21 protein-coding genes are annotated in these 24,615 nt (G+C 50.8%); 20 read left to right on the forward strand and 1 reads right to left on the reverse strand.

Annotated features, from left to right (window positions below; genetic code table 11):
* Nucleotides 1-5 precede the first annotated feature (5 nt).
* The 20 genes from gmd (at nt 6) to HUU10_03815 (ending at nt 24,245) form a co-directional block, all read left to right on the forward strand.
* Nucleotides 6-1,016, forward strand: coding sequence for a GDP-mannose 4,6-dehydratase (gene gmd / locus HUU10_03720; GenBank protein NUQ80698.1), 1,011 nt, complete (start codon nt 6-8; stop codon nt 1,014-1,016).
* Nucleotides 1,013-1,957, forward strand: coding sequence for a GDP-L-fucose synthase (locus tag HUU10_03725; protein NUQ80699.1), 945 nt, complete (start codon nt 1,013-1,015; stop codon nt 1,955-1,957). Before gmd ends, HUU10_03725 begins: the two co-directional genes overlap by 4 nt.
* Before the next feature lie 26 nt (nt 1,958-1,983).
* The gene (locus HUU10_03730) at nt 1,984-6,477 is read left to right on the forward strand and encodes a hypothetical protein (protein ID NUQ80700.1); all 4,494 of its coding nucleotides are present in this window, start codon (nt 1,984-1,986) and stop codon (nt 6,475-6,477) included.
* Nucleotides 6,474-7,463, forward strand: a complete 990-nt coding sequence (locus HUU10_03735; GenBank protein ID NUQ80701.1) for a tetratricopeptide repeat protein — start codon at nt 6,474-6,476, stop codon at nt 7,461-7,463. The genes HUU10_03730 and HUU10_03735 overlap by 4 nt, the downstream gene beginning before the upstream one ends.
* On the forward strand, nt 7,460-8,533 hold the full coding sequence (locus tag HUU10_03740; GenBank protein ID NUQ80702.1) for an NTP transferase domain-containing protein: 1,074 nt from the start codon (nt 7,460-7,462) through the stop codon (nt 8,531-8,533). Before HUU10_03735 ends, HUU10_03740 begins: the two co-directional genes overlap by 4 nt.
* A gap of 1 nt (nt 8,534) precedes the next feature.
* Nucleotides 8,535-8,975 carry a septal ring lytic transglycosylase RlpA family protein gene (locus HUU10_03745; protein ID NUQ80703.1) on the forward strand — a complete coding sequence of 147 codons (441 nt, stop codon included), beginning with the start codon at nt 8,535-8,537 and terminating at the stop codon, nt 8,973-8,975.
* Complete coding sequence (locus HUU10_03750; GenBank protein ID NUQ80704.1) at nt 8,975-9,775, forward strand: SAM-dependent chlorinase/fluorinase; 801 nt, start codon at nt 8,975-8,977, stop codon at nt 9,773-9,775. The genes HUU10_03745 and HUU10_03750 overlap by 1 nt, the downstream gene beginning before the upstream one ends.
* Nucleotides 9,772-10,065 (forward strand): antibiotic biosynthesis monooxygenase, encoded by a 294-nt coding sequence (locus HUU10_03755; GenBank protein ID NUQ80705.1) that lies wholly within the window; start codon nt 9,772-9,774, stop codon nt 10,063-10,065. The genes HUU10_03750 and HUU10_03755 overlap by 4 nt, the downstream gene beginning before the upstream one ends.
* The gene (locus HUU10_03760; protein ID NUQ80706.1) at nt 10,056-10,787 is read left to right on the forward strand and encodes a class I SAM-dependent methyltransferase; all 732 of its coding nucleotides are present in this window, start codon (nt 10,056-10,058) and stop codon (nt 10,785-10,787) included. The genes HUU10_03755 and HUU10_03760 overlap by 10 nt, the downstream gene beginning before the upstream one ends.
* Before the next feature lie 84 nt (nt 10,788-10,871).
* Nucleotides 10,872-12,110, forward strand: a complete 1,239-nt coding sequence (locus tag HUU10_03765) for an extracellular solute-binding protein (protein ID NUQ80707.1) — start codon at nt 10,872-10,874, stop codon at nt 12,108-12,110.
* Nucleotides 12,107-13,990 carry a PAS domain S-box protein gene (locus HUU10_03770; GenBank protein NUQ80708.1) on the forward strand — a complete coding sequence of 628 codons (1,884 nt, stop codon included), beginning with the start codon at nt 12,107-12,109 and terminating at the stop codon, nt 13,988-13,990. The genes HUU10_03765 and HUU10_03770 overlap by 4 nt, the downstream gene beginning before the upstream one ends.
* An 18-nt stretch (nt 13,991-14,008) precedes the next feature.
* On the forward strand, nt 14,009-14,626 hold the full coding sequence (udk, locus tag HUU10_03775; protein NUQ80709.1) for a uridine kinase: 618 nt from the start codon (nt 14,009-14,011) through the stop codon (nt 14,624-14,626).
* A complete protein-coding gene (locus HUU10_03780; GenBank protein NUQ80710.1) occupies nt 14,626-15,711 on the forward strand; it encodes a glycerate kinase in 1,086 nt (361 codons plus the stop codon). The genes udk and HUU10_03780 overlap by 1 nt, the downstream gene beginning before the upstream one ends.
* A complete protein-coding gene (locus HUU10_03785) occupies nt 15,708-16,457 on the forward strand; it encodes an HAD family hydrolase (GenBank protein NUQ80711.1) in 750 nt (249 codons plus the stop codon). Before HUU10_03780 ends, HUU10_03785 begins: the two co-directional genes overlap by 4 nt.
* A 5-nt stretch (nt 16,458-16,462) precedes the next feature.
* Nucleotides 16,463-16,840: a hypothetical protein gene (locus HUU10_03790; protein NUQ80712.1), complete on the forward strand. Its 378-nt coding sequence runs from the start codon at nt 16,463-16,465 to the stop codon at nt 16,838-16,840.
* A gap of 77 nt (nt 16,841-16,917) precedes the next feature.
* Entirely contained in the window at nt 16,918-19,758 is a 2,841-nt protein-coding gene (locus HUU10_03795; protein NUQ80713.1) for a T9SS type A sorting domain-containing protein, read from the forward strand.
* Between the two features lie 411 nt (nt 19,759-20,169).
* Nucleotides 20,170-20,457 (forward strand): DUF1778 domain-containing protein, encoded by a 288-nt coding sequence (locus tag HUU10_03800; GenBank protein NUQ80714.1) that lies wholly within the window; start codon nt 20,170-20,172, stop codon nt 20,455-20,457.
* The gene (locus HUU10_03805) at nt 20,457-20,960 is read left to right on the forward strand and encodes a GNAT family N-acetyltransferase (GenBank protein ID NUQ80715.1); all 504 of its coding nucleotides are present in this window, start codon (nt 20,457-20,459) and stop codon (nt 20,958-20,960) included. Before HUU10_03800 ends, HUU10_03805 begins: the two co-directional genes overlap by 1 nt.
* Before the next feature lie 338 nt (nt 20,961-21,298).
* A complete protein-coding gene (locus tag HUU10_03810; protein NUQ80716.1) occupies nt 21,299-22,156 on the forward strand; it encodes a hypothetical protein in 858 nt (285 codons plus the stop codon).
* A 217-nt stretch (nt 22,157-22,373) separates the two neighbouring features.
* Entirely contained in the window at nt 22,374-24,245 is a 1,872-nt protein-coding gene (locus HUU10_03815; protein NUQ80717.1) for a T9SS type A sorting domain-containing protein, read from the forward strand.
* Between the two features lie 4 nt (nt 24,246-24,249).
* Here the strand turns inward: HUU10_03815 and HUU10_03820 are convergent, their stop codons facing one another.
* Nucleotides 24,250-24,588: a hypothetical protein gene (locus HUU10_03820; protein NUQ80718.1), complete on the reverse strand. Its 339-nt coding sequence runs from the start codon at nt 24,586-24,588 to the stop codon at nt 24,250-24,252.
* Between the last annotated feature and the right edge of the window lie 27 nt (nt 24,589-24,615).

The raw sequence follows: 24,615 nt of genomic DNA on the forward strand, positions 1-24,615 counted from the left end.
AATCAATGAAAAAAAAGGCGCTGATCACCGGTATTACAGGTCAGGATGGATCGTATCTGACAGAACTGCTCCTCTCGAAAGGGTACGAAGTCCATGGTATCATCCGTCGTGCATCCACTTTCAACACGGGACGGATTGATCATTTATACAAGGATCCTCATGTTAATAACGTGCAGTTATTTCTGCACTATGGTGATATTGCTGATTCGGCCAATCTGATTCACCTGATTCACAAAATTGAACCGGATGAAATTTATCATCTGGCCGCTCAGTCGCACGTCCGGGTTTCCTTTGATATTCCTGAATACACCGGTGATGTGACTGGTGTGGGGACCGCCCGCATTCTCGAAGCCATGCGGATTACCGGTCATACCTGCCGTTTCTATCAGGCTTCCAGCTCGGAAATGTATGGTCTGGTTCAGGAAGTGCCGCAGAAGGAAACCACCCCATTCTATCCGCGCAGTCCGTATGGCGCCGCCAAGGTTTATGCCTACTGGCTTACGGTGAACTACCGGGAGTCCTATAACATGTTCGCAACAAATGGTATTTTATTCAACCATGAGTCTCCCCGTCGTGGTGAAACGTTTGTTACCCGCAAAATCACCCGCGCGGTGGCCCATATTCTGGCCGGCATGCAGGATAAACTTTTCATGGGTAATCTGGATGCCAAACGGGATTGGGGATTTGCCAAAGAATACGTGGAAGCCATGTACCTCATGCTTCAGCACGATGTTCCCGATGATTTTGTCATTGCAACCGGAGAGACACACACGGTCCGCGAGTTTCTGGAGGAAGCATTCGGATATGTGGGACGTGACTATAAATCCTACGTGGATATTGATCCCGTTTACTACCGTCCGGCCGAAGTGGATTTGCTGATCGGGGATCCCACAAAAGCAAAAACCGTTCTGAAATGGCAACCCAAAACCACGTTCAGGGAACTGGTCAGGCTGATGGTGGATGCCGATATTGAGCATATTGAAAGAACGCATAAGATCAAGGTTGCGCGCGGATGAGTGAACTGAATCTGCCGGTTTTTGTGGCCGGTCACCGTGGTCTGGTAGGCTCTGCAATTGTAAGACGGTTACAGAGGGATGGATATACCAATATCCTGACCAGAGGCCGTTCAGAACTGGATCTGACCGATTCGGTGGCCGTCCGTGCATTTTTTGAAAAAGAGCGACCGGCTCTGGTTTACCTGGCCGCAGCTAAAGTCGGGGGTATTCATGCAAACAATGTGTACCGTGCCGATTTTCTGCTCGAAAACCTGAAAATCCAGAATAACGTCATTGAAAGTGCCTGGAAAACCGGCACCACCAAACTGATGTTCCTGGGAAGTTCCTGCATCTATCCAAAGCTGGCACCTCAGCCTCTGAAGGAGGACAGCCTGCTGACCGGATTGCTTGAACCCACCAATGAACCCTATGCCATCGCAAAAATTGCGGGCATTAAGCTGTGTGAAAATCTCAACCGTCAGTATGGTACCAACTTCATTTCGGTCATGCCAACGAACCTGTACGGTCCGAATGACAATTTTCATCCGGAAAACTCCCACGTTCTCCCGGCGCTGATCCGCAAATTTGTTACGGCCGCCGAAACGGGAGAAAAAACCGTGACGGTCTGGGGAACCGGTACGCCACGACGGGAATTTCTTCATGTGGATGACATGGCCGATGCCTGTGTATTTCTGATGAAAACATACTCGGGTAACGATTTTGTTAACATTGGCACCGGAACCGATGTGACGATCAGGGAATTGGCTACCTCGGTTGCCTCTGCTGCCGGTTTTTCGGGTGATCTTGTTTTCGATACCACCAAACCGGATGGTACTCCCCGCAAACTGATGGATGTCGGCCGGTTAACCTCACTGGGATGGTCTGCACGAATTTCACTTGATGAGGGAATCCGTGAAACCGTCCGGTGGTTCAGAGAGAACCGGCATCGTCTGAATGGTTAAACGGTAGCCGGATTACGGGGAGGTTTATGATTACTCGACGGCTGTTGCCCGTGGTTTTTATGATGTGCTGGGCGGGAAGTTCGGCCGTTTTTGCACAATCCCTTCTTTCTGTCGATAAACCTGGCCTTGTCCGGGTGGCCCCCGAACAGATTCCTGACCTGACGTCTGTAACGGTGCGGACCCATTACAGTCAATCCATCCCCTGGTTTTCCTATCAGGGTCAACCTTATCTGGTGGTCTTTCCTGACCGGTCTTCCGATCCGGAGTTTGCCGGGGAGATGTTGAATCAGTACAGCCTTTCTCAGCCGCTTGGTCTCTACCCCTCGGGACCAGATAACCTTCCCTATCAGGTGGTCACCTCTTCCTTATCCGGTTACACCACCGGACCGGTGGATACACTTGGTTTTACCATTCATGTGGAAACCGATGCCGAATACTATCAGGGGGAAAATACCGGCACCAACTGGAGTGAGCGGGTCAGCGGCGAAACCTGGGTTATGAAATCACTGAACAAGGGCGGATCTCATACGGTCGGTTTTCCGGCTGTAATCAACGGATTTACCCGGGGTGCCACACTGACCGTCCGGGTCAGGGGAATTTCGCGGGATTCCGCCACCAATCCTGATCACCGGGTATCGGTCACCTTCCAGGGTCAGAGTCGTGACCAGGATTTTTCGGGGTATACGCTGAGTGATATAACCTATCCCGTGACCGTTTCCAGCAGTCAGAGCCGGAATGTGACCATAAAGAATACCGGATTCACCAATACATCCGTTGACCGCATTTATGTGGACTGGGTAAAAATAGCCGGCCGGTTCGCCGGAACACTCGATACCACGTATCTGGAATTTGAGAAACCAGGCAATCTGCGCCAGAGTCAGTTTCTGAGTTTTCATGTGGCACCAGCTTCCCGTTTTGTTCTGATTGATACCTTATCCCGTCAGGTTGTGCTACCAGCATTGAAGGATTCGATTTCATCGGTCAAGCGGATTGTCTTTTCAGTATCCGGTCTGACCGGCTCCCGCTGGATTCTGGCCAATCTTGCCAAAAACCAGCCAATGAAAACGCCCAATCCGGTTGAATCACTTTCAACAGGTCAGGAACAAATGATCATCATCACCCATCCTGACTTCCGTTCCTTTGCAGATGATTACTCCATTCTTCGCAAGGATATGGATGGCGTGACCAGCCGGGTGGTGGAGACCCCATCGGTTTATTGGACTTATTCCGCAGGAAATCCCACCCCTCATGCCATTAAATCCTTTCTCTGGGATGAATACAACCGCAACTCATCGCTGAAATATGTGCTGCTGGTTGGAAATTCCAGCTGGGATCATCGTGAAATCACTTCCCGTTTTGGAAAACGGAATTTTGTTCCTTCCTACGGAAATCCCGTTTCTGACCAATGGATGGTGGCCTTTGCCGATACCAACCGCGTGTACTCCTTCATTCCGATCGGTCGTCTGCCGCTCACGACCGAGGCCGATGGATACCGGTTTATTTCCAAGCTGACCGAGTACAGGAAACAGGCCCGCAACCATCAGAATATCAAACGGTTTGGTTTTATCAATGGCGGTTTTGATAAAAACGAAATCAGGTTGTTTTTTAATCAGACCTCCAGACTGATCAATGAATTTGTTTACGATCCTTCCATTGCGGGTGTGATCGACACCGTCATCAAGCGGACGGAAGGGTATCTGGATGCAGGACGAGAAACTCCCAAAATTCAGAAACTTTTCAAAGAAGGGGTCGGAATGGTCAGTTTTGTCGGTCATGCCGGCAGCCGGACCTGGGATCTGATGCTGAGTGATGTGAGGTCACTGCCTGGCGGAAATACGTTGTATCCGTTCATTACCTCCATGACCTGCTTTACCGGTGACATTGCCAATCCGAACCAGGATAGTTTCGCCGAGGAATTCGTTCTCGCGGGAGACCGCGGGGCCATCGGGTTCATGGGAACTTCGGGGCTGGGCTACATTGACCTTGATGACATTCTGGTTCGTGGCATTTACACCGAATTGTTCAAAAACCGGAATCCGGTTTTTATGGAAGCAATCACACGGGCCAAAAATTCTCTGGCGGTCCGCTACCGCACCAATGACAGAGTACGGTCTATCATCCGGCAATACATTTACATCGGGGATCCATCCCTGAAAATTCCCATCCGGATGAAACCCGATATATCACTGACTCCGCAGACGCTGGCCTGGAAAGTGAATGATTCAACGGTGGTGGTTCGCTATAATCTTCAGAATAACGGAATGGTTACCGGTGATTCGGTGCTGATCGACCTGACCGGTTTGCCCGATGGAATGATTTATCAACCCAGGACCATTCGTCTGACCGGCTCTTACCAGACCGTTTATGATACCCTGACAATCACTCAACCCGGGACCTGGCCTCTCGAGGCATCCGTTTCCTGGTGGAACGCCGAGGATGAAGATCAGGCCAACAACAGACTGGCTGTCCCGGTTACCATTCCGCAGCAGCGGCTGACGGTTTACAATCTGGTCGATCAGCAATACATCAGGGCCGAAGAAAAAACGGTGTGGTTGTATGCTCCCCGGCCTGTAACGGTCACCTGGCAGGTCCTCCATCAGGATGGTCAGTTACTGGGTTCGGGAAACCGGCTGATGAATGGCCTGGACTCACTGGTGATGGATCTCCGCGGACTGTCCGCTGAAACCCGTGTCACCCTCCGGTATCAGACCAATGACAATCCGCAACCCACCGACATGACCTTTTACACCGATGCCACCGGTTTGGAAAACCGTTTATCATCCCCACCGGTGATTCTGGCCGGAAATGGGGTCCGTCTGAAGAATGGAACAGTAAGCCTCGAACCAACCGATCAGCTGTTTGCCATCGGAAGCGCTGGATTTGACGCCATCAATACTGCCTATATCACCAGCGGATCCACCACTGTTTTTGGTCAGTTTCGCGGCATGCTGGCTGCGAGACTCGATAGTGTCACACTCAGCATCAGGGAATACACCGAGTTTGATACCTATCTGGATACAGCCAATACCCGAAAGCTGGAAAACTGGATACGGGATCGGCTTTCCACACGGGATATTCTGGCCTTTGCGGTGAAGGATGAAGGAAGCCGGCGACTGACACCCTCCCTGAAATCACTGATGCGCTCGCTGGGGAGCCGTTATCTCGATTCGCTTGCCAGCCGGCAGGGATGGGCGTTTGCTGTAAAACTGGATGATACCCCCAAACCCTTGCTTGAAGGGTGGGCACGAAGCAGTCTGCTGACCGTTTATGTTGAAAAGAATCTGAAAGCCTATCCGGCAACTGGTCACCTGAAAATACCATTGAAAGCACCGGTCCTGCTCAGCTCGGTTACCATCAGCAACCAACATTCTGATGGAACCGGTTGGTCGCTGAATAATTCCGATTGGCTGGATCTCCCAGCGGGAAAACAGATCCTTCCGGTGGACAATGCTGATACATTGTTTTTGCGGTTTTCCAATTCGACTCCGGATACCAGCATCAGACTGGTGGCAGGGGAGTCTGTTTTTACTCCTGTCATCCGGTCCGGACTGATCAGTTCAGTGGTACCGGAACCTGAAGTGATTGTAGGAGCCCCATTCAGTTATGGCGCTGTTTTATTCAGTACGGGAGCCGATCCGCTTTCCCCGGTTTCTATCCGTTTCAAAATCAGTAAAACCACCGGTGATTTATATACAGTGGATTCAACGATATTCCGGTCACAATCCCGTATGTCAGTTCAATTTTCCGTTCCTGCCCGAACGCTTACCGATACGGGGGACTATCTGCTCTCCATGACGTTAACCGGTGCCGGTATTCTGGATGAATTTTCAACGGTTACCGATTCCATGTCGGTGGTGGTCGCAACAGGTGTGGATGATTTCAATCCGGATATCCGGCTGTACCACCGGGCCACCGAATTGCTGACATCCGAACGGAGTCTGGTGCCCAAAACCAGCGAGTATGAAGTGGTGATCGGGTACACCGACTATCTGTTACTCGATGATACCACCCGGATCGGTATTTACCTGAATGGTGCGCCTGTGCCGGCCGGTAACTCTCTGACTCTGAAACAATCGGAGGACAGGACCGAAAGCATTCTGAAATTTACGGCAGGACTGGTCGAAGGAATCAATCGTTTTGAAGTGAGTGTTCAGCCACCATTCGGACCTTACTCGGTTGAACCCAAAACCGAGTCCTGGCAGGTGGTTGTCGATGGTTCTCCGGGAATCCGTGACATGGCCAACTACCCGAACCCCTTTGCCGATGAAACCCAGATTTATCTGGAACTGGGCGGATTTGAGGATCCTGAAAGCGGGGAGATCCATATTTTTACGATCAACGGCCTTAAAATCAGAACCATCAGAATCGGCAAACCGGTGGTCGGTCACAATGCCATTCATTGGGATGGCCGCGATCAGGACGGGGACCGGGTTGCCAACGGAGTTTATCTGTACCGGGCGGCTATCCGCTACGGAGAAAAAACCGTTTATCAGACCGGGAAAATGCTGAAGGCTGAATGACAGGACGAACTGTGAAGATTTCCTATCATCTGGTTTCCTGGTTGGCTGCCCTGCAATTTCTGACTGCCTGCCAGTACCTTTCGTTTAACCGCGAAACCAAAACGGCCCGTAAAGAGACTCTTCAGCGGCTGCTTTCCGACCTGGCCGATTCGCTTAATACAGGAAATTCACGGTTTGTCATCAATCAGTCCAACCAGTTAAACGATGAGGTTAGCCATTTACTTCCGGATGACTATCCTCTGATGCTGAATGCAAAAGGGTTGTCCTACTTTTATCTGGGTGAAAATGACTCGGCGGAAGCCATTTTCGATCAGGCGCTGGCATTGTTGCCGGGGAATGCCTGGCTGCTGAACAACAAAGGTCACATGCGCCTGCTGAAAGGTGACACAGAAAATGCCACCCGTTATTTTTCAGAGTCACTCAAGGCCGATCCGGCGTATGAAACAGCCCGGATCAATCTCGAAATTGCCGGAAAATTTGCATCAAGTGAATTGTCCTGGTCCGAGCTTGAGATAAAATCCATCGCTGATACCACGTCTGATCAGGAGGAAAAAGCCCGGTTGTACCGTCAACTCGTGAATCTGGCTCCCTGGTATGTCGACATTTACAACAATCTGGCCGTGGCCGAGTTCAAACTCGGAAACCTGAATGATGCCTTCCGCTATCTGAATCTGGCTGTCACACTGGATCCGACCTATGCCATGGCCCACAACAATCTGGGGTATCTGTATCATGAATACGGCTTGTATGATAAAGCCATCAGCCACTATCTGATTGCCATCAGACACCAATTTAATTTTTTTACTGCCATGGAAAATCTGGCGCATGCCTATATTGCAAACGGACAGGCAGATGAAGCCATGCAGGTCCTTAACCGTGTTCTGGAAGTTGCTCCCAACCGGTCAGTGGCCCAAACCATGAAAAAAGAACTAGAAGCTGCCCGCGCTGCCTTACCGGTGACCGGGAATGAAAGACCCATCCAATGAACTATGCTGTCATCATGGCCGGCGGAAGCGGAACCCGTTTCTGGCCGGTTTCCAGAAACCAGTCCCCGAAACAATTTCTGCCCATCGCCAATCCGAAACCCATGATTGTCGCCACCGTTGACCGGCTGGCCCCACTGTTTTCACCAGACAGGATTTTCGTTGTAGGGAATGAAGGACACCGTGAACTGCTGAGCCGTCAGCTGAACGGCATTCCGCCGAATCAGATTCTGCTGGAACCATTTGGCCGGAACACAGCCGCTGCCATCGGTCTTGCCGCCATTCATCTGAGCACGCATGACCCCGATTCAGTCATGGTGGTGCTCCCGAGTGATCACCTCATCGGAAAGGCAAGTGAATTTATCGGGCTGCTCGATCAGGCCATCCGGCTGGCGAAAGCAGAACCCCATGCTCTGCTGACCATCGGTCTGAAACCCACCAGACCCGAAACGGGCTATGGATACCTTCAACTGGATGAAGACATCCGGATTGACGGATTTCCCTCTGCCTATCATGTAAAAACCTTCGCCGAAAAACCCAATTATGAAACCGCTGTCCGGTTTTTCGAAGCAGGGGATTTTACCTGGAATTCCGGAATGTTCATCTGGCGGACACAGGCCATCCTGGAGGCTTTCCAGCGCTACATGCCGGATTTGTATGAAGAACTGATGATTCTTAAATCTGCTATCAGGACTCCCGACTATCAGGATGCGCTCCTGGGAGCCTACTCACGGATGCCCAACACATCCATCGATTATGGGGTAATGGAAAAGGCCGATCTGGTTCTGGCCCTCCGCGCAGATATTGGGTGGTCCGATGTCGGCAGCTGGGATGAAGTGGCCGGTCTGACTCCCATCGGGGAGGATGGAAATGCCGGTTCTTCCGACCGGATTGCCTGGCAGTCAACGGGAAACCTGGTTCAGGCTTCTAAACTGGTTGCTCTGGTTGGAGTGGATGACCTTATTGTGATTGAATCGGATGATGCAATTCTTATATGTAAAAAGGGTGAAAGCCAGAAAGTAAAGAACGTGGTGGATCAGCTGAAGTTACGGAACAAGACCAGCTATCTCTGATATGCGATCTGTCTCAAGCTTTTCCCTGGTTATTTGCGCAATCACACTCGGTCTCCTGACGGGGTGCGGCAGCACAGCCCGGTTTACATCCGAGAAAAGACCAACCCGGAAACCGGAGGCCACTACCCCGGTTCCTGCAAAGAAAGAGGAAGCGGTTCTGACCGGAGTTGCCAGTTATTACGGTGCAAAATTTCATGGCCGGAAAACCGCAAACGGCGAAACCTTCGACATGTATGGTTTGTCGGCTGCTCACCGGCTGCTTCCATTTGGCACCAGACTGAAGGTAACCAATCTGGCAAACGGAAAATCAGTGGTGGTCAAAGTGAACGACCGGGGTCCTTTTGTCGATGACCGGATCCTCGATCTCAGTTATGGGGCTGCCCGTGAACTCGATATGCTGGGTACCGGACTGGCCAATGTTCAGATAGAAATTATCCGCTGATGAAAACGGCCAGACTGATCACCCTTACTACCGATTTCGGAATCAGGGATTCCTATATTTCCTGCATGATTGGTCAGATCCGTCAGATCAATCCGTCTGCCGAAATCATTCATACATCCAACCTTGTCGGAAGGCAGAATATCCTCGAGGGCGCGTTTACCTTGCGCAATACCCTGCCGTTTTATCCGCCGGCCACGATTCATCTGGTGGTGGTCGATCCCGATGTGGGTGGAGACCGTGATGCCATTGCGGTTTTTCATCACGGACAGTTTTTTGTGGCTCCCGATAACGGTATTCTCACCCTTGCTCTCGATACCACCGAGCCTGAACAGATGGTTTCGATTCAGAATCCAGCCTATCTGAGCCGGGAAATCAGTCCGGTTTTTCATGGTCGCGATGTGTTTTCACCTGCCGCGGCCTGGCTTTCTGCCGGAGTTCCCATGAATCTGCTGGGACCCGGCCGAACCACCATGACCGATCTGCGCTGGAGTTTGCCGGTGTATGACAAAAACCGGATCATCGGGCAGATTATTCACATCGATCATTTCGGAAATGCCATTTCGAATATTTCACGTTCGTTTTTAGAAAACTGGGCGGCTGGTCAACCTGTGCAGGTCAGTCTCTCCGGCTGGGATCCGCTGCCGGTTTCCCGCACCTACAGCGATGTGGAACCCGGCGATGCGGTTGCCCTGATTGGTTCGGGAGGCTATCTGGAAGTGGCAGTTTTTCACGCCAATGCGGCTGGTTTATTCGATATCCGTCCCGGCTCACAGATTGTGGTTGAAAAGGTGCAGGAATGATTTACCGGCTGGTTACCATGCGGTTTTCTGAAGACCGCTGGGATGAATTTCTGCACACCTATCAGCATGTTCAACCGGTGATTCTGACGTTTCCGGGTTGCAGGGATGTGAAGTTACTGAGAGATGAACAGGATCCTGCCGTGTTTTCCACCTTGTCGGTGTGGGACACTGAAGACCACCTGACTCATTACCGGATGTCGGCTTTTTTCAGAGAAACCTGGTCAACCATCCGCCCCTGGATGTCAGGTAAACCAGTGGCTGTTTCGTACCGGGAAATCACATGGATCTGAACGATCCGCTTTCGTCTTCCGGATGGGTTCCACTCCGGCTTCCGGTTCCGGGCCGTTCGGTCGATTTTATCACAGGGGAAGACCCCTACCTGTCTGCTGCTCAGATCAGCAATCTTTTCACCGTCACCGCCTGGTCGTATGAGAGAATCTGGCGTCACCAGTCGCTGGCGATTCTGACCCGCGGGCGTCTGACGGTCCGGGAAGAACTCAACCGGCTGAAAACCTTCGCCGGGCAGGTCTCACCCCGGGTGGTGGTCGATCTGGGGTGCTCAACCGGATTGTATGGACGGACGGTGGGTCAGCACCTGTCAGGAACCCAGGTCTGGTTTCTTGACTACAGCCTTCCCATGCTCCGGCAGGCAGCAAGGTTAAACGGTCCGGTTCCCCGTTTCCACTACATCAGACAGTATGCAGAACAGCCGGCTTTTTTACCGGAATCGGTTGATCTGGTGATCTGCGGTGGATCGCTGAACGAATTTGCCGATCCCGATCTGGTTCTCCGTCAGGTTTACCGGATGCTGTCTCCTGGCGGCTCGGTCTTTTTTATGGGAATCCAGACTGCAGAATCCCCGGCAGGCAGAGCCATCCAGACCGCCCTCTCCTGGTCTGGTCTGTCCTTCCTCCCGAAGGATCAGATCATCCGCCATTTCACATCAAACGGCCTGTCCGTTACCCGGTATGACCAGTCAGGACCGGTCTTCCTGCTGACTGCACACCGGTAACCTCCGCTCCTTTTTCGGATTGTCTGGTCGATAATCCGTCCGGAATCCGTTATTTTTCTGATTTTAAAGAATAACGGCCTGAGAATGACCTTACTGTATCCGCTGCTTCTGATGCTTTTAATGAACGGGTTTCCCGAGTGGAACGCCCGTTCGCTTGCGGATCGGCAGAAAATCGTGGTATCAGGCTGGGCCACATCCGAGGAAGAACAGAAGGAATTACAAGCCCGGATCAGTCAGTTCAATGCATCACAGGATCAGATCCTGGCAACTTATGAACCCATCCCGCTGACCGATTATTACAATGAAAGCATCATTTCAGGATTCAGGTCGGGGTTGTCTGCCGATATTTTTTATGTGCGTGATGCCGATCTGCCGTTGTTTATCAGTCATGGCGGGGTTCTGAACCTGAACCGGTTTCTCGAACGCGGAACGCCGGGGAAATCCGATTTTCATCAACCGGCCCTTGATGCGTTCCGTCTTCCCGGAAACCAGTATTTTGCCATTCCCAAAGACTTTAATTACATCGGCCTTGTGGTGAACGAAACCTGGCGTGAGGCCTGCGGACTGTCAGCCGGCGGGCCTGCCACGCTGGATGACCTGGCCATCTGGTTCGAAAAAATGTCATCATCCGGTTTTAAACAAAACACACACGTCGGGGCCCTGGTGTTTCGCGGTCATGATTTTGAAGTCTTTCCGCTTGTGGTTTCCCTGTATGGGAACCGCCCGCTTCAGCCATTCGAACCTTCCGAGGTAATCGGACCTTCGCTCACTTACTTTTCCTGGTGGGCTGTGAATAAATGGATGCTGCCAGAATATAACGTGAGAGAATCGACCAACTATTTCGCTCGGCAGCAGGCGGGAAGTGTGATTGAGGGAATCTGGTTCTTCCCGTACCTCACACAGAATTTTCCCGACCTTCGTTTCCGGATCTATCCATTCCCGGCCGCTGAAGCCGGTCAGCCTCCGGTTCTGATTCTGACGACGGTCGGCTGGGGAATCTGGTCAGGGACCAAACACCCGGAAGCCGCCTGGAAAGTCCTCACATTTCTGGTTTCCGATTTCTCCTACGACCGCTGGCTGAAGGAAAGTGTGGCTTACCCACCCATGACCAGTCAGATTAACCAGATCATCAGAGGAAAGGAAAGCCGGTCAGGCGCCCGTGAATTGCTGACGGTTCCGGCCAGACGGGTACCCCTTTCAACCTGGTCTTCCGCAGACATCAATGTGCTGTCTAAGGAAGTCCGGACCATGCTGCTGTTCCGTAAATACCCGGGTGATTCCCGCGAAACGGTTGAACATTTGCTTAACAGAGGAGCCCGGTGAAACTCAGGTTACCCATATCTGTCAAATTTGCCACCCTGATTGTGGGCGTGCTTGTGATCGTCATTTCGGGTCTGATTTACCTGGTGATTGACAGGCAGAAGCAGGAACTGATCACCAGTCTGCATGCCGATGCGGTCAACTCCTGCGAACTGGTCATGCCGGTGTTTTTTAATGAAATTCTCGAAAATTCACCACTGCCGCTGGCAGAACGGGTGGGATTGCTGTTAAACCGGTTACCCGAATCGGGAACCACCGATGTCTATGGCGCCAGCGGAAACCTCATTCTGTCGTTCAGAACCGATGCGGCCTCCAAACTGTTTCTTCCCGATAGTGTGTCAAGACGGTTGTTCGATTACCGCAACTGGATTGATCGGGGCTCGGTGCTGATCACTTCTGACACGGCGGCTTATTTCTGGGTCATTTCCCCGCTGGTGACTTCCGGCGTGCGTCTTACAGAGAAAAACCGGTTTGCCTTTAACGGAGTGGTGGTTTTTTCCTTTTCAGCCGATTCGGTGAAAAGAGCAGTCAGAGAAATGACTCTGGAACTGATCTATGTTGCTTTGGCTTTTCTGGCGCTGGGTACCATTCTGGCAATCGGGTCGGCCAGAATTATGAAAGCACCGGTTAACCGGCTGATTCTGGCCACAGAGGAATACAAGCAGGGACATTATGATTTCCGGATTAATCGCCTGCCCTCCGATGAAATTGGTGACCTGATCCTACGGTTTCATGAAATGGCAGAAGCTGTCCAGTCCGCCATCAGTAATCTTGAAAGCCAGAACCGCAGGCTGAATGAGATGACCATACTGGCCACCGAAAAAGAAGCCACCATCCGCGGATTCCTCGAAACGGCTCAGGATGGCATTGTACACATCGATCACGAGGGAACCATCCGGTTTGCCAATCACCGGTTTAAAACCCTGACCGGAATGGGGGAAGCGGGAGAAAACTGGTGGAACCTGGTTACCGCCGAGGAACGGGTCAGTTTAAAAACCTGGCTCGAAAAGGTCGGTTCAGGCACGGTTTCTGGTGAAGAAGCCCGTCTGATAACCCTGACTGCCCATGATGACCGCCGGCTGATCCTCGAACTGACAGCCAATGCCATGGTTCGTGATAACCTGCTGATGTTTCAGCTTTTTCTCCGCGATGTGACCGAACAGCGGCACCTGCAGGAGTTACTGGCCCAGTCCCGGCGCATGGAAAGCATCGGCCGGCTGGCTGGTGGTGTGGCCCATGATTTTAATAACCTGCTCGCCGTGATTATCCCCAATACCGAGCTGATCCGTCTGAGAACCACCGACCAGAAAATTCTTGAACATACCGACCAGATTCTCACCGCTTCACAACGCGCCGCTGCCGTGATCAGGCAACTGGTCGGGTTCAGTTCCCGCCGGGCCACCGATTTTATCACAGGTCATTTCCATGAATTTATCCGCCGGGAAACACCTTCCCTGAAAGATATTCTGGGTGATGGCATTCAGTTGGATGTGCATACCGATGCAAAGGAAGATGGGATCCGGTATGATGAAACCCTGCTGCATGACATGCTGGTGAACCTGGCCCTGTTCTCCAAGGAGTCCATGAATGGCAAGGGCCTGATTCAGATAGATACCCAGACTCTTCAGGTCAGAAAGGGATCGGTGTTGTCATCCATGATGCACATCCGCTGGACCGATTCGGGGAAGGGAATTCCTGAAGAGCAGTTACCTGCTGTCTTTGAACCGTTTTTTGCTGCCACACGGGTGGGAGAAGGAACCTCTCTTGGTTTACCTGGCGTGTATTCGGTGATTATGCAGCATCACGGATCCATCGATGTCGCTTCATCGCCCGGTCAGGGAACCACATTCAACATCTTGTTACCCGTTCAACCCCTTGTTTAACCAATTGTCTGTTCAGCTATGAAACCCCTTATTATCGGAATCGCCGGGGGCACTGCCTCGGGAAAATCGACGTTTACCAGAAAAATTGCCGATCACATCGGACCTGAAAAACTGGTGGTGATCAACCATGACTCCTATTACCGCGATCTGTCCTTTTACGGCGACCGCCCCATCACCGATATCAATTTCGACCATCCCGATGCACTCGAAACGGCCATGATGATCGACCACATCAAACAGTTAAAAAAGATGCAGTCCATCGAAATGCCGGTGTATGATTTTTCCACGCATCGACGGCTGAAGGAAGTCAGAAAAGTGAATCCGACCGATGTGATCATTGTGGATGGCATTCTGATCTTTTGTGAAAAGAAACTGCGCGATCTGTTTAACATCCGCATCTTTGTCGATACCGATGACGATGAACGGCTGCTCCGCCGTCTGAAACGTGATATCACCGACCGCGGTCGGTCAGTTGAAAGTGTCTTTCATCAGTACATCACCTTCGTCAAACCCATGCACCTCGAATTTGTGGAACCTTCGAAACGCTGGGCCGATGTGATTGTTCCCCGGGGAGGCGAAAACGAAATTGCTCTGAACATGATTCTTTCACAGATCAAACTATTGAACCATACCTGATGAAACTGAGTCCCGAACAACACATTCTGGTCGCTCCGACCGCATTTAAAGACAGCCTCACTGCACGCGGTGCTGCCGAATTTATTCAGGCGTACCTGTTCAACCGCGGATTCCGCAATCTGACCATGTTTCCGGCTTCGGATGGTGGCAACGGATTTCTCGATACATTGTCTCTCTGCCAGCCCGGCCATTTTATCACGGTTCAGATTCCACGGTTAGGGACCCGGTTTTACAATCCCGAAAAGGTCTGGATCAGTCAGGATGGAAAGTCCGCCGCCCTGGAATCGGCCATTCTGATTGGGCTGGAACAGATTCCGGCTGCGCAGCGGAATCCCATGATGTATAACAGCCGCCCGTTGGGAGTGGCCATTCAGGCGCTGATGAAACTGTATCCTGCCCTGACGGAAATCTACGTGGGAGTGGGAGGAACCGCCACCATCGATGGAGGTATCGGGATTCTCGAAGGACTGGGTTTCCGGTTTCTCTCTGCAACGGGTGCACCGCTGACGGCCAATCCATCCGATTGGCCCGACATCCGCCGGATCGAAAAGCCCACCGCGAAATTCCCCCTGATTCATTTTATCTATGATGCGGTCATTCCCCAGGAAGGATCCGATAGTTTTATTAACCTGTATGGTGACCAGAAAGGCCTGAAGGCAACCGATGTGGCCACTCTGAAATCGGTTTTCTCCACCTGGCGGACTCAGTGGAACATTCCCCGGGAACTGAGCGGGGCCGGTGGCGGACTTATGCTGCTTCCCTCGGTTTTTCTTCCGTGTAAATTTGAACATGGAACGGTGTGGTTTTCGAAAACCCCCCGGTTTGCCGAAGCCATTGCACATGCAGACGTGGTCCTGACGGGCGAGGGAAAAATCGATTTTCAGACCTTTCAGGGAAAATGGCTGACCAATTTCCTCGATTTCCGCAAACAGGTGGTGGTTCTGGCCGGTCAGGTCGATGGCGGATTGAAATTTCCTCCAAACTGGACGGTTCTGGCACTTACCGATCTGGAGCCCGATGTGGCTAAATCCATCAAACTGACAAAAGTGTTACTCCGGTCCTATCTGGAGCAATTGGTCGGATGAAATTCAGGGTCATCTCACTCGATTTGTGGAATACCATCATCGACTCCTCCAACACCGAGGCACGCCGGGCACATCGCATTTCGGGGCTTACCCGTCTGCTGTCTCCGCATGTACCCGATATGTCCAAAGAAAAATCTGAACAACTGATCAAAGAACAGGTTCACTGGTTCGATCTGATCTGGAAAAATGAACACAGAACCCCGGTTACAGCCGACCTGACCGACCGGATTCTCGATCGGGTGGGGCTGACAGGCAATCAGGAACTGCGCCGCTCGGTGACCGACCTGTTCGAGGAAGGCATTCTGGTGGCCCCTCCGGCCCTGACTCCCGGCCTGGCCGATGTGTTGCCGGTACTGGCTTCGGACTACCGGATCGGAATCATATCGGACACCCATTTTTCCCCTGGAAGGGTGGTCTTATCACTTCTCGAACGCTATGAAATCAGACAGTACATTTCGTTTCTCTCCTTCTCCGATGAAAATGGTGTGTCGAAACCACACCCGGCCATGTACCACAAAATTGCCGATTCGGCCCGAATTCCGGTTACTGACCTTCTGCACATCGGCGATATGGAACGGACCGATATCACCGGGGCTCGAGCCATTGGTGCCGGGTCCATTCTGTATGCAGGTGCCAACCTTGCCGATCTGAAATCCAACAGCGCCGATGCGGTGGCGACCCACTGGAATCAGGTTCCCGATCTGATTCATTCCATCGAAAACCGCCGGTTAACCGGCCGGATCTGAATCCGGTGAGTCATTCTGAACTGAAAGTCTGGGTGATCGACTTCCGCGAAGTCGACTACGAAATCTGGCTGGACTGGATGGTGGCGGGTTCCAATCCCGATTATAACGCCCTCGATCGGTTTTATGACATGTATTTTACCGGCAACTTTCAGGGACTGGCGGTTGTTCATGAAGAAGACCCTCTCGGCCTGCTGGTCGCGGCAACCGCCAACCCGGGAGATATCGTCTGGTTCGACTGTCCGGCCGGACCGGCGCAGACTCAGGTGGCTGGCCTGTTGCTCAACGAATACTGCCACCGCACCGGACTCGAGGCCTTTGCTTTGCGTCTGGTCATGCAGGAGTGCCCCGAAGAAACAGGGACGCTTTTCCGCTCCTTCTTTTAGGTGAAAGCGCTTGCAAAAGAGTCGTCATTTTGCTAAAATGTAAAAAATTGTCAAAACAAGTGAGATTAGGAGCTCTTATGAAAAATCTGCTCACCGTGATTCTGCTTCTGGTTGCCCCGGCTGCCTTTTCGCAGGTGATCACCACCAATCCGGCTTTTCCGACCGAAACGGGAAGTGTCACCATTACCTTTTATGCCGATCGCGGTACCGCCGGATTGAAGGGATTTACCGGCGATGTCTATGCCCATACCGGGGTTATTACCGATAAAAGCACCAGCGATACCGATTGGAAATATGTCAAAACCAATTGGGGAACCAATACCCCCGAAACCAAACTGACCCGGACCGCCACCGACAAGTACACGCTTACGATATCCAACCCGAGAACTTACTATGGTGTGGCTTCGGGCGATAAGATTAAAAAACTGGCCTTTGTGTTCCGCAGTGCAACCAGTCCCTGGAAAGAAGGGAAGGATACCGGTGGAAAAGACATCCTTCAGACGATTTTCGAAGGCGATCTCAATGTCATTTTCAATAAACCGGCCAACGCCTCCTTCGTAGCCAAAAACTCTGCAGTCGATGTGGAAGCCATTGCCGCCATCGCAGGCGGATCGGTCGATAAGATCGTTCTGTATGTGAACGGATCCCTGAATACGGAAGTGATGAACGATACTCTGAAAACCTCGGTGACTGCCTCGGCCGATGGTAAAACCGTCCTGATGGCCGTGGCTCATGCCGGTTCCGGAACCGATACGGCCTACACCTCCTTCATCGTGGTTCCGCCGGTTGCCGATTCTCCCGTTCCTGCCGGAATCAAACCCGGAATTAATTATTACAACGACGATCCGACCAAGGTCACTCTCGCGCTGTTTGCACCGAAAAAGGATCACGTTTTTGTCATAGGCGATTTTTCGAACTGGGAACCCGATCCGGCGTATTTTATGAACCGGTATTCGGTATCGGCCGATAGTGTCATGTGGTGGGTGACCATCACTGGCCTGGAAGCAGGGAAGGAATACGGATTCCAGTATCTGGTGAACGGATCGCTCCGAATTGCCGATCCCTACACCGAGAAGGTGCTCAGCCCCGATGATACCTGGATTCCCTCGGTCACCTATCCCAACCTGAAACCGTACCCGACCGGAAAGACCAATTTCCCTGTCTCGGTCTTTCAGACCAATGAAGAAGAATACGAGTGGCAGGTTACCGATTTTGTGAAACCGAAGAAGGAAGACCTGGTCATCTATGAATTGCTTCTGCGCGACTTCATTGCCCGCCACGACTACGATACGCTGATCGATTCGCTTGCCTACCTGAAACGGTTGGGTATCAATGCCGTTCAGCTAATGCCCATTCAGGAATTTGAAGGAAATGAGAGCTGGGGGTATAACCCGGCCTTTTACTTCGCCCCCGATAAGTATTACGGCACCAAAAACGACCTGAAACGGTTCATCGATGAATGTCATAAAATCGGTCTGGCTGTGATCATCGATGTGGTGTATAACCACTCCTTTGGTCAGTCTTCCATGGTTCGTCTGTATGCCACTGGTGATTACGGTCCTCCCTCTGCCGATAACTATTGGTTCAACACCGTGGCCAGACACCCTTACAACGTGGGGTATGACATGAATCATGAATCGGTTCATACCAAATACCTCCTCGATCGTGCCAATAAACACTGGATACAGGAATACAAGGTGGATGGATACCGTTATGACCTCTCGAAAGGATTTACTCAGGTAAACTCGGGAGACAACGTAGGGCTATGGGGAAATTATGATCAATCCCGTGTGGATATCCTGAAACGGATGTATGATCGGGTGCGGGATTATGACTCAGAGGCTTATCTGATTCTTGAACATCTGGGTGACAATTCCGAGGAAAAGGTGCTGGCCAACCACGGCTTCATGTTGTGGGGAAATATGAATAAAAACTTCAACGAAGGCACCATGGGGTATCACGATCAAAGTAAATCAGATTTAAGTTGGGCTTACTATGGCACACGTACCTGGACTGTTCCTCATGTGGTTACCTACATGGAAAGCCATGATGAAGAAAGGCTGATGTATAAGAATCTGCAATACGGAAATTCTTCGGGCGGATACAATATCAAAACACTTGCCACGTCTATTGATCGGATCAAACTGGCTGCTACCTTCCTGTTCTCGATTCCCGGTCCCAAAATGATCTGGCAATTTGGCGAGTTGGGTTATGACATCAGCATTGATTTCAATGGAAGGGTCGGCAACAAACCCATCAAATGGGAGTATCTGACCGATACCAACCGCCGGAAGTTGTATGATACCTTCAGCGAACTTATCCGCCTTAAGATTGAAGAACCTGCATTTGAGACAAACAACGTCAGTCTGAATGTCGGTGGTGCTATGAAGCGCATCAATCTGTATCATGCCGATATGGATGTGGTGGTACTGGGTAATTTTGGGGTTACCACTGCCGACATCAATCCGAATTTCTCAAAAACCGGTTGGTGGTACAGTTTCTTTACAGCCGATTCGGTCGAGATTTCAAACACCACCGGGAACCTGTCGCTTGCAGCAGGCGAGTACCGTATTTACACCACCAAAAGGCTCTGGACTCCGAAAACGTTTACCAGCGTGGATGACAAGCCCGGAGTGGCCGGTTCCTTCGAACTCGAACAAAATTACCCGAATCCGTTCAATCCTTCCACCACCATCCGGTTCAACCTGCCGGTGAGCGGTAAAGTGCGGTTAACGGTCTACGATGTCACTGGTCGTGAAGTAGCCGAACTGATCAATGGCGACCGTCCTGCGGGTACCAATACCGTGGTGTGGTCGGCCCGTGACCGCAGTGGAGCCCCCGTTTCTTCCGGACTCTATTTCTACCAGCTTTCGGGTAACGGATTTAACCAGACCCGGAAGATGATGCTGATTAAGTAAGGATTTTTCCCGGTCGATTATACACAAAAGGCTGCCTCCCAGGGGCAGCCTTTTTTTTTGTGATCTGCTATTAAAAGACGGGAAAGGGAAGAATTGGAAAGAGCTGGTAGCGGTGATAATTGCATAAAATCCAAATTGCATTTGTCTTTTGGTTACAGGTAGAGTTTCTTCCCGGCTGAAATTCAGATGTAAGGGCTACGCCCTTTGGGAATTCATTCCTGGCGGGTGTTTTAAAAGATGTCAGGGCTACGCCCCTCCAAAACCACTCAAAGCGGTGGTGATGGTATTTCAGCCACGTAGTGGTGGCATCTTTGTAGTAGTAGATCGGGAATAATGCGGCATGTTATTCAAGGGCGTAGCCCAGTCATCTTATCATTTGTTATGTACGGTAATATTCCGTACATTAGAAACATGAGTACCTCATCACACACCCGATTTGATGCCCGGCTCAGCCGGGAAGAAAAGAATCTGCTGGAACAGGCGGCAAGTTTGGCCGGATTTAAATCCCTTTCCGATTTTATTCTGACGACCGCACGGGAACGGGCCATTCAGGTTATCCGGCAAAATCAGCAGATTTTACAGTCAGATGCCGACAGAGATGCTTTTTTTAATGCGCTGTTATTACCCCCCGAACCCAATGATGCACTAAAACAGGCGGCCATCCGGTATTTCCAGCATACTCAAAACAAACAACCTTGATTACTGAAATCCTGACTGGTTCCCATCAAAAAAATCATTTTTCCTGTGGGTATCCGGCCTTAGATGAGTATTTGAAAAAGCAGGCTGGACAGGATATGAGGCGGAAACTGGCCGTTTGCTTTGTTTATGCGCCGGTTGGCAACAAAGTCATCGGGTATTATACGTTATCCTCTCTCAGCATCCCACACAACCAATGGCCACCGGATTTTAAACCGGAACCACCCCGATCTTACACAGACTTACCGGTTACCTTACTTGGACGGTTGGCTGTTGATCAGTCTGCACAGGGAATGGGCCTTGGCAGCCAGTTGCTGATTGATGCATTGGTAAGATCCTGGCAGGTGGCTGTTTCTTCCATCGGATCAATGGCGGTTTTTGTGGACCCGATTGATGAGATAGCCAGATCCTTTTATCAACATCTAGGCTTTATTCCGCTGCCAGATTCGAAAAAACTCTTCCTGCCGATGAAAACCATTGAAAAATTGGTAGGAATGCAAAAGTAAGGACCTTCATTCGACCGGGTCCAGGGTAGGTGTACACCTTTAGCTAAATGCCCAGAGTAGCCGAACTGATCAATGGTGACCGTCCGGCGGGTACCAATACCGTGGTGTGGTCGGCCCGTGACCGCAGTGGAGCCCCGTTTCTTCCGGACTCTATTTCTACCAGCTTTCGGGTAACGGATTTAACCAGACCCGGAAGATGATGCTGATTAAATAAAGATTTTTCCTATCGATTGGTTTAAAAAGGCTGCATCCGAAGGGCAGCCTTTTTTTTTGCGCTTAGAGGGAGTTTTACCGTTGTGAATTGTGCATTTTTAGGTACCAACGCGAGAGACTAATACATGCTAGCACTAATTATGGCCTTTTTCTTTCAACTCGATGTGTATTACACCATCGACTCAAAACCCACGTACAACCAGACCGAAAGCAAATTGATTAAGGTGACGATAACGAATACCAGTCAGGATACAGTGGCAGTGGGGCAGCAATTACAAATTGATTATGGATTTCAGAATCTGACCGACTGCAGCATGTCAGAGGATACTCCTGTTGGTTTTGTTTTGATACTACCCGGAAAAAGTGAATCGTATTATCTTAATTTAGATACCTGGATCAGGGAATATCTTACAGAAAAAAGCCAGTTATTTGACCAGGGACGGTTTCGTTCAATGCTTCCAAACCAACCCGGTAAGTATTCACTCCAATATTGCGCAAGGGTATTCAGATATAAAAATTTCCTATCTGAAGAACGGATAAATCCTTACAAGTATACACGAAAGTTAAAGGCAATTGTAAATTTTGAAGTGGTTGAAAACAAACAGGAATGGGATAGCCAGATACAGAGTATTTATGAGTATATTAACAGGATATCAACTTGGCGGGATGAAAAATATAGTGAAGCAAAAGAAATAAGAGAGAACGATGAAAAAATCGAATTACTATCACAGGTGTTAAGTTATTGTGATTCAAATCCAAACTCGTTAATAACAAGAAGGTTGCTTTTTTATGTTGTTAATACCGGCCTCTACCGTGTTGATTCAAATCTGGAAAGACGGGCCTTTTCAATTATGAAAAACAGTGGTTTCTTTGATGACCAGGCAATGATGACCTATTTTAAAGATAGGTTTAGCAATGTCACTGAACCGTCAGTGAATCAGGGAATAATGATAAGAAAATACATAATAGAATTGCCTGAGTGAATTTGCTGGGGTGCATTATGAATGTGGGCACAGGAAATCTCCGACAGTGAAATGCACTTGATGGTGAAAATGAAAAAAAGGCTGCATCCGAAGGGCAGCCTTTTTTTTTGTGATCTGCGATAAGGTTTTGCGGCTTCTTCCGGCGTTCAAATCCCACCGGGTGGAATGATTTAAGACCCCTGAGTATCTTAAGTAAAGTTAATAAAAGGATAAGCGGATGAAAAAGTGGGTAATGGCACTCTTTCTGGGGATTGCATCGCCGGTTCTGGCACAGGATGGTGATCTGGATGATAAATTCGGCAGCGGTGGAATTGTCGTGACCGATTTAAAAGGTGCCTCAGAGTGGGGCCGGTCGGTTAAAATTCAACCTGATGGCCGTATTCTGGTCGGTGGATATGCCATGGTGGAAGAAAACCAGGATTTTCTGCTGATCCGCTACCTCGAAGACGGAACGCTGGATGACTCCTTTGGAATATCTGGTATTGCGACAACCGATATCGCTGGAGGTGCCGACTATGGATACTCGGTTGCGCTTCTTCCCGATGGAATGATTCTGCTGGCCGGTGAGGTCCAAACGGGTGAAAGTTACCACATGGCCGTGGCCCGCTACCATGATGACGGGACCATTGACTCCACTTTCGGAACCGATGGGGTGGTCATCGTTCCGGTGGGAAACAGTTCGGCTGCCTGGTCGGTGGTAACCGATGAGAATGACTACATCTGGCTCGCTGGCCAGGCCGTTATGCTGGAAAGCAACGATATGGTGGTTGTCCGGTTAAAGCCTTCGGGAGAACCCGATCCCGATTTCGATTCGGATGGAATTGCCACTTTCGATCTGGGTGGAAATGACGTGGCATGGTCCATCGCCCTTTTATCAGATGGATCCTTTCTGGCTGCCGGCTACACCAACCTGAAAGGAACGGATGATTTTGCCCTGATCAAAGGAAATTCCGAAGGTCGGATCGATGAAGGATTTGGTGATCTGGGGTCGGTAATACTGGAAAGTAACGATGGAACCGATCGCTGCCGGGCCGTGCGCCTCGATTTCGAAAACCACATTTACCTTGGGGGAACCCTGTTTGAAGATGGTAAATACAAAGCCGCAGTCATTCGTCTGTTGTCTGATGGGAAAGCAGATGACACATTCGGGATAAAAGGAATCGCCAGTTATTCGCTCTTTGGCGATTACGAAAATGGCTACGATCTCGAGCTTCAGGCCGATGGAAAGACTGTTTGGGCCGGCCATTCACGTGTGGAAGGGACCTGGACCTTCAGCATCATGCGGCTGAAAGAAGGCGGTGCGCTTGATCTGGATTTCTACGACTCGGGCTACCGGTCCGTTCCCATCGGAACCGGGCAGTCCATCGGATTCTCGGTAGAAGTTCAGGATGATGGCAATATTGTCATGGCCGGATATCAGTCAGATGCAGAAACCCAGGATGTGGCCGTGGCGCGGATGATGGGCAGTTCCGGTCCGCTGCCCGTTGAGCTTTCCTCCTTCACCGGTTACCTCTCGGGCAATCAGGTTTACCTTTCCTGGACCACCAAATCTGAATCGAACAATTATGGGTGGGAAGTGCAGAGGTTTCATCCGGACCCTGAGGGTCCCGAAGAGACCGGAAGTCAGGAGACAGAATGGAAAACCATCGGATTTGTGGCTGGGAATGGAACCACAAATGTATCAAAGTCCTATTCCTTCCAATCACAAATCATGGTCCCTGAGCGGAGTCGAAGGGCCACTCACCAATCACTCTTCCGTCTGAAGCAACTTGATCTCGATGGCAGTGTTTCCTACAGTCAGATTTTGTCGGTTAACGACGTTCCCGGCGGTTTTCAGTTGCTTGGTAACTATCCGAATCCGTTCAACCCAACCACAGTGATCAGCTATCAGCTATCAGAGAACAGTAAAGTCACTTTGCAGGTGTATGATGTGATGGGCCGGTTGGTGGCCACAGTGGTCGATGGTAACCTTGAAGCGGGTTTCCACCAAACGGTGTTTCCGGCCACTGGCCTGTCCGGCGGTGTTTATTTTTACACTCTCCGGGCGGGAAATCAGACTCAAACCGGCCGGATGCTGCTCCTGAAATAGTCGATCAGCGGTTCCCCGTTGGTAAAGGGTGCCGGCGGTTCAGCATGGGAGATCCCAGTTCAGGAATGGAAAGGTATTTCAGCTCCTGAGCCGGGGTCCGCAGCGACTCGTCATACTGATACCGGATGAATTGCTTCAGCAACCGGCGGTATACCTCGGCAAGCAACTGGAAATCGGAGAGAACCGGTTCGTTCCGCAGCACCTGCCGGTAACGGACCCACATCAGATATCTCAGGTGATCGAGACACTCCACCGGGACCGGATCGGTCAGCCACTGAGCCAGATAATCCAGCTCCTCCGCCCGGACCGAATCGAGAAAACGCAGAATGACGGGTGTTGACATACTGCTAATATATTCAGTTATTTGTTG

This window comes from Bacteroidota bacterium, assembly GCA_013360915.1.
Taxonomy (GTDB): domain Bacteria; phylum Bacteroidota; class JABWAT01; order JABWAT01; family JABWAT01; genus JABWAT01.

Bases quoted from the DNA above. Each gene is read 5' to 3' on its own strand.
- gmd (NUQ80698.1), top strand. From the start codon at position 6: ATGAAAAAAAAGGCGCTGATCACCGGTATTACAGGTCAGGATGGATCG.
- HUU10_03725 (NUQ80699.1), top strand. From the start codon at position 1,013: ATGAGTGAACTGAATCTGCCGGTTTTTGTGGCCGGTCACCGTGGTCTG.
- HUU10_03730 (NUQ80700.1), top strand. From the start codon at position 1,984: ATGATTACTCGACGGCTGTTGCCCGTGGTTTTTATGATGTGCTGGGCG.
- HUU10_03735 (NUQ80701.1), top strand. From the start codon at position 6,474: ATGACAGGACGAACTGTGAAGATTTCCTATCATCTGGTTTCCTGGTTG.
- HUU10_03740 (NUQ80702.1), top strand. From the start codon at position 7,460: ATGAACTATGCTGTCATCATGGCCGGCGGAAGCGGAACCCGTTTCTGG.
- HUU10_03745 (NUQ80703.1), top strand. From the start codon at position 8,535: ATGCGATCTGTCTCAAGCTTTTCCCTGGTTATTTGCGCAATCACACTC.
- HUU10_03750 (NUQ80704.1), top strand. From the start codon at position 8,975: ATGAAAACGGCCAGACTGATCACCCTTACTACCGATTTCGGAATCAGG.
- HUU10_03755 (NUQ80705.1), top strand. From the start codon at position 9,772: ATGATTTACCGGCTGGTTACCATGCGGTTTTCTGAAGACCGCTGGGAT.
- HUU10_03760 (NUQ80706.1), top strand. From the start codon at position 10,056: ATGGATCTGAACGATCCGCTTTCGTCTTCCGGATGGGTTCCACTCCGG.
- HUU10_03765 (NUQ80707.1), top strand. From the start codon at position 10,872: ATGACCTTACTGTATCCGCTGCTTCTGATGCTTTTAATGAACGGGTTT.
- udk (NUQ80709.1), top strand. From the start codon at position 14,009: ATGAAACCCCTTATTATCGGAATCGCCGGGGGCACTGCCTCGGGAAAA.
- HUU10_03780 (NUQ80710.1), top strand. From the start codon at position 14,626: ATGAAACTGAGTCCCGAACAACACATTCTGGTCGCTCCGACCGCATTT.
- HUU10_03785 (NUQ80711.1), top strand. From the start codon at position 15,708: ATGAAATTCAGGGTCATCTCACTCGATTTGTGGAATACCATCATCGAC.
- HUU10_03795 (NUQ80713.1), top strand. From the start codon at position 16,918: ATGAAAAATCTGCTCACCGTGATTCTGCTTCTGGTTGCCCCGGCTGCC.
- HUU10_03800 (NUQ80714.1), top strand. From the start codon at position 20,170: ATGAGTACCTCATCACACACCCGATTTGATGCCCGGCTCAGCCGGGAA.
- HUU10_03810 (NUQ80716.1), top strand. From the start codon at position 21,299: ATGCTAGCACTAATTATGGCCTTTTTCTTTCAACTCGATGTGTATTAC.
- HUU10_03815 (NUQ80717.1), top strand. From the start codon at position 22,374: ATGAAAAAGTGGGTAATGGCACTCTTTCTGGGGATTGCATCGCCGGTT.
- HUU10_03820 (NUQ80718.1), bottom strand. From the start codon at position 24,588: ATGTCAACACCCGTCATTCTGCGTTTTCTCGATTCGGTCCGGGCGGAG.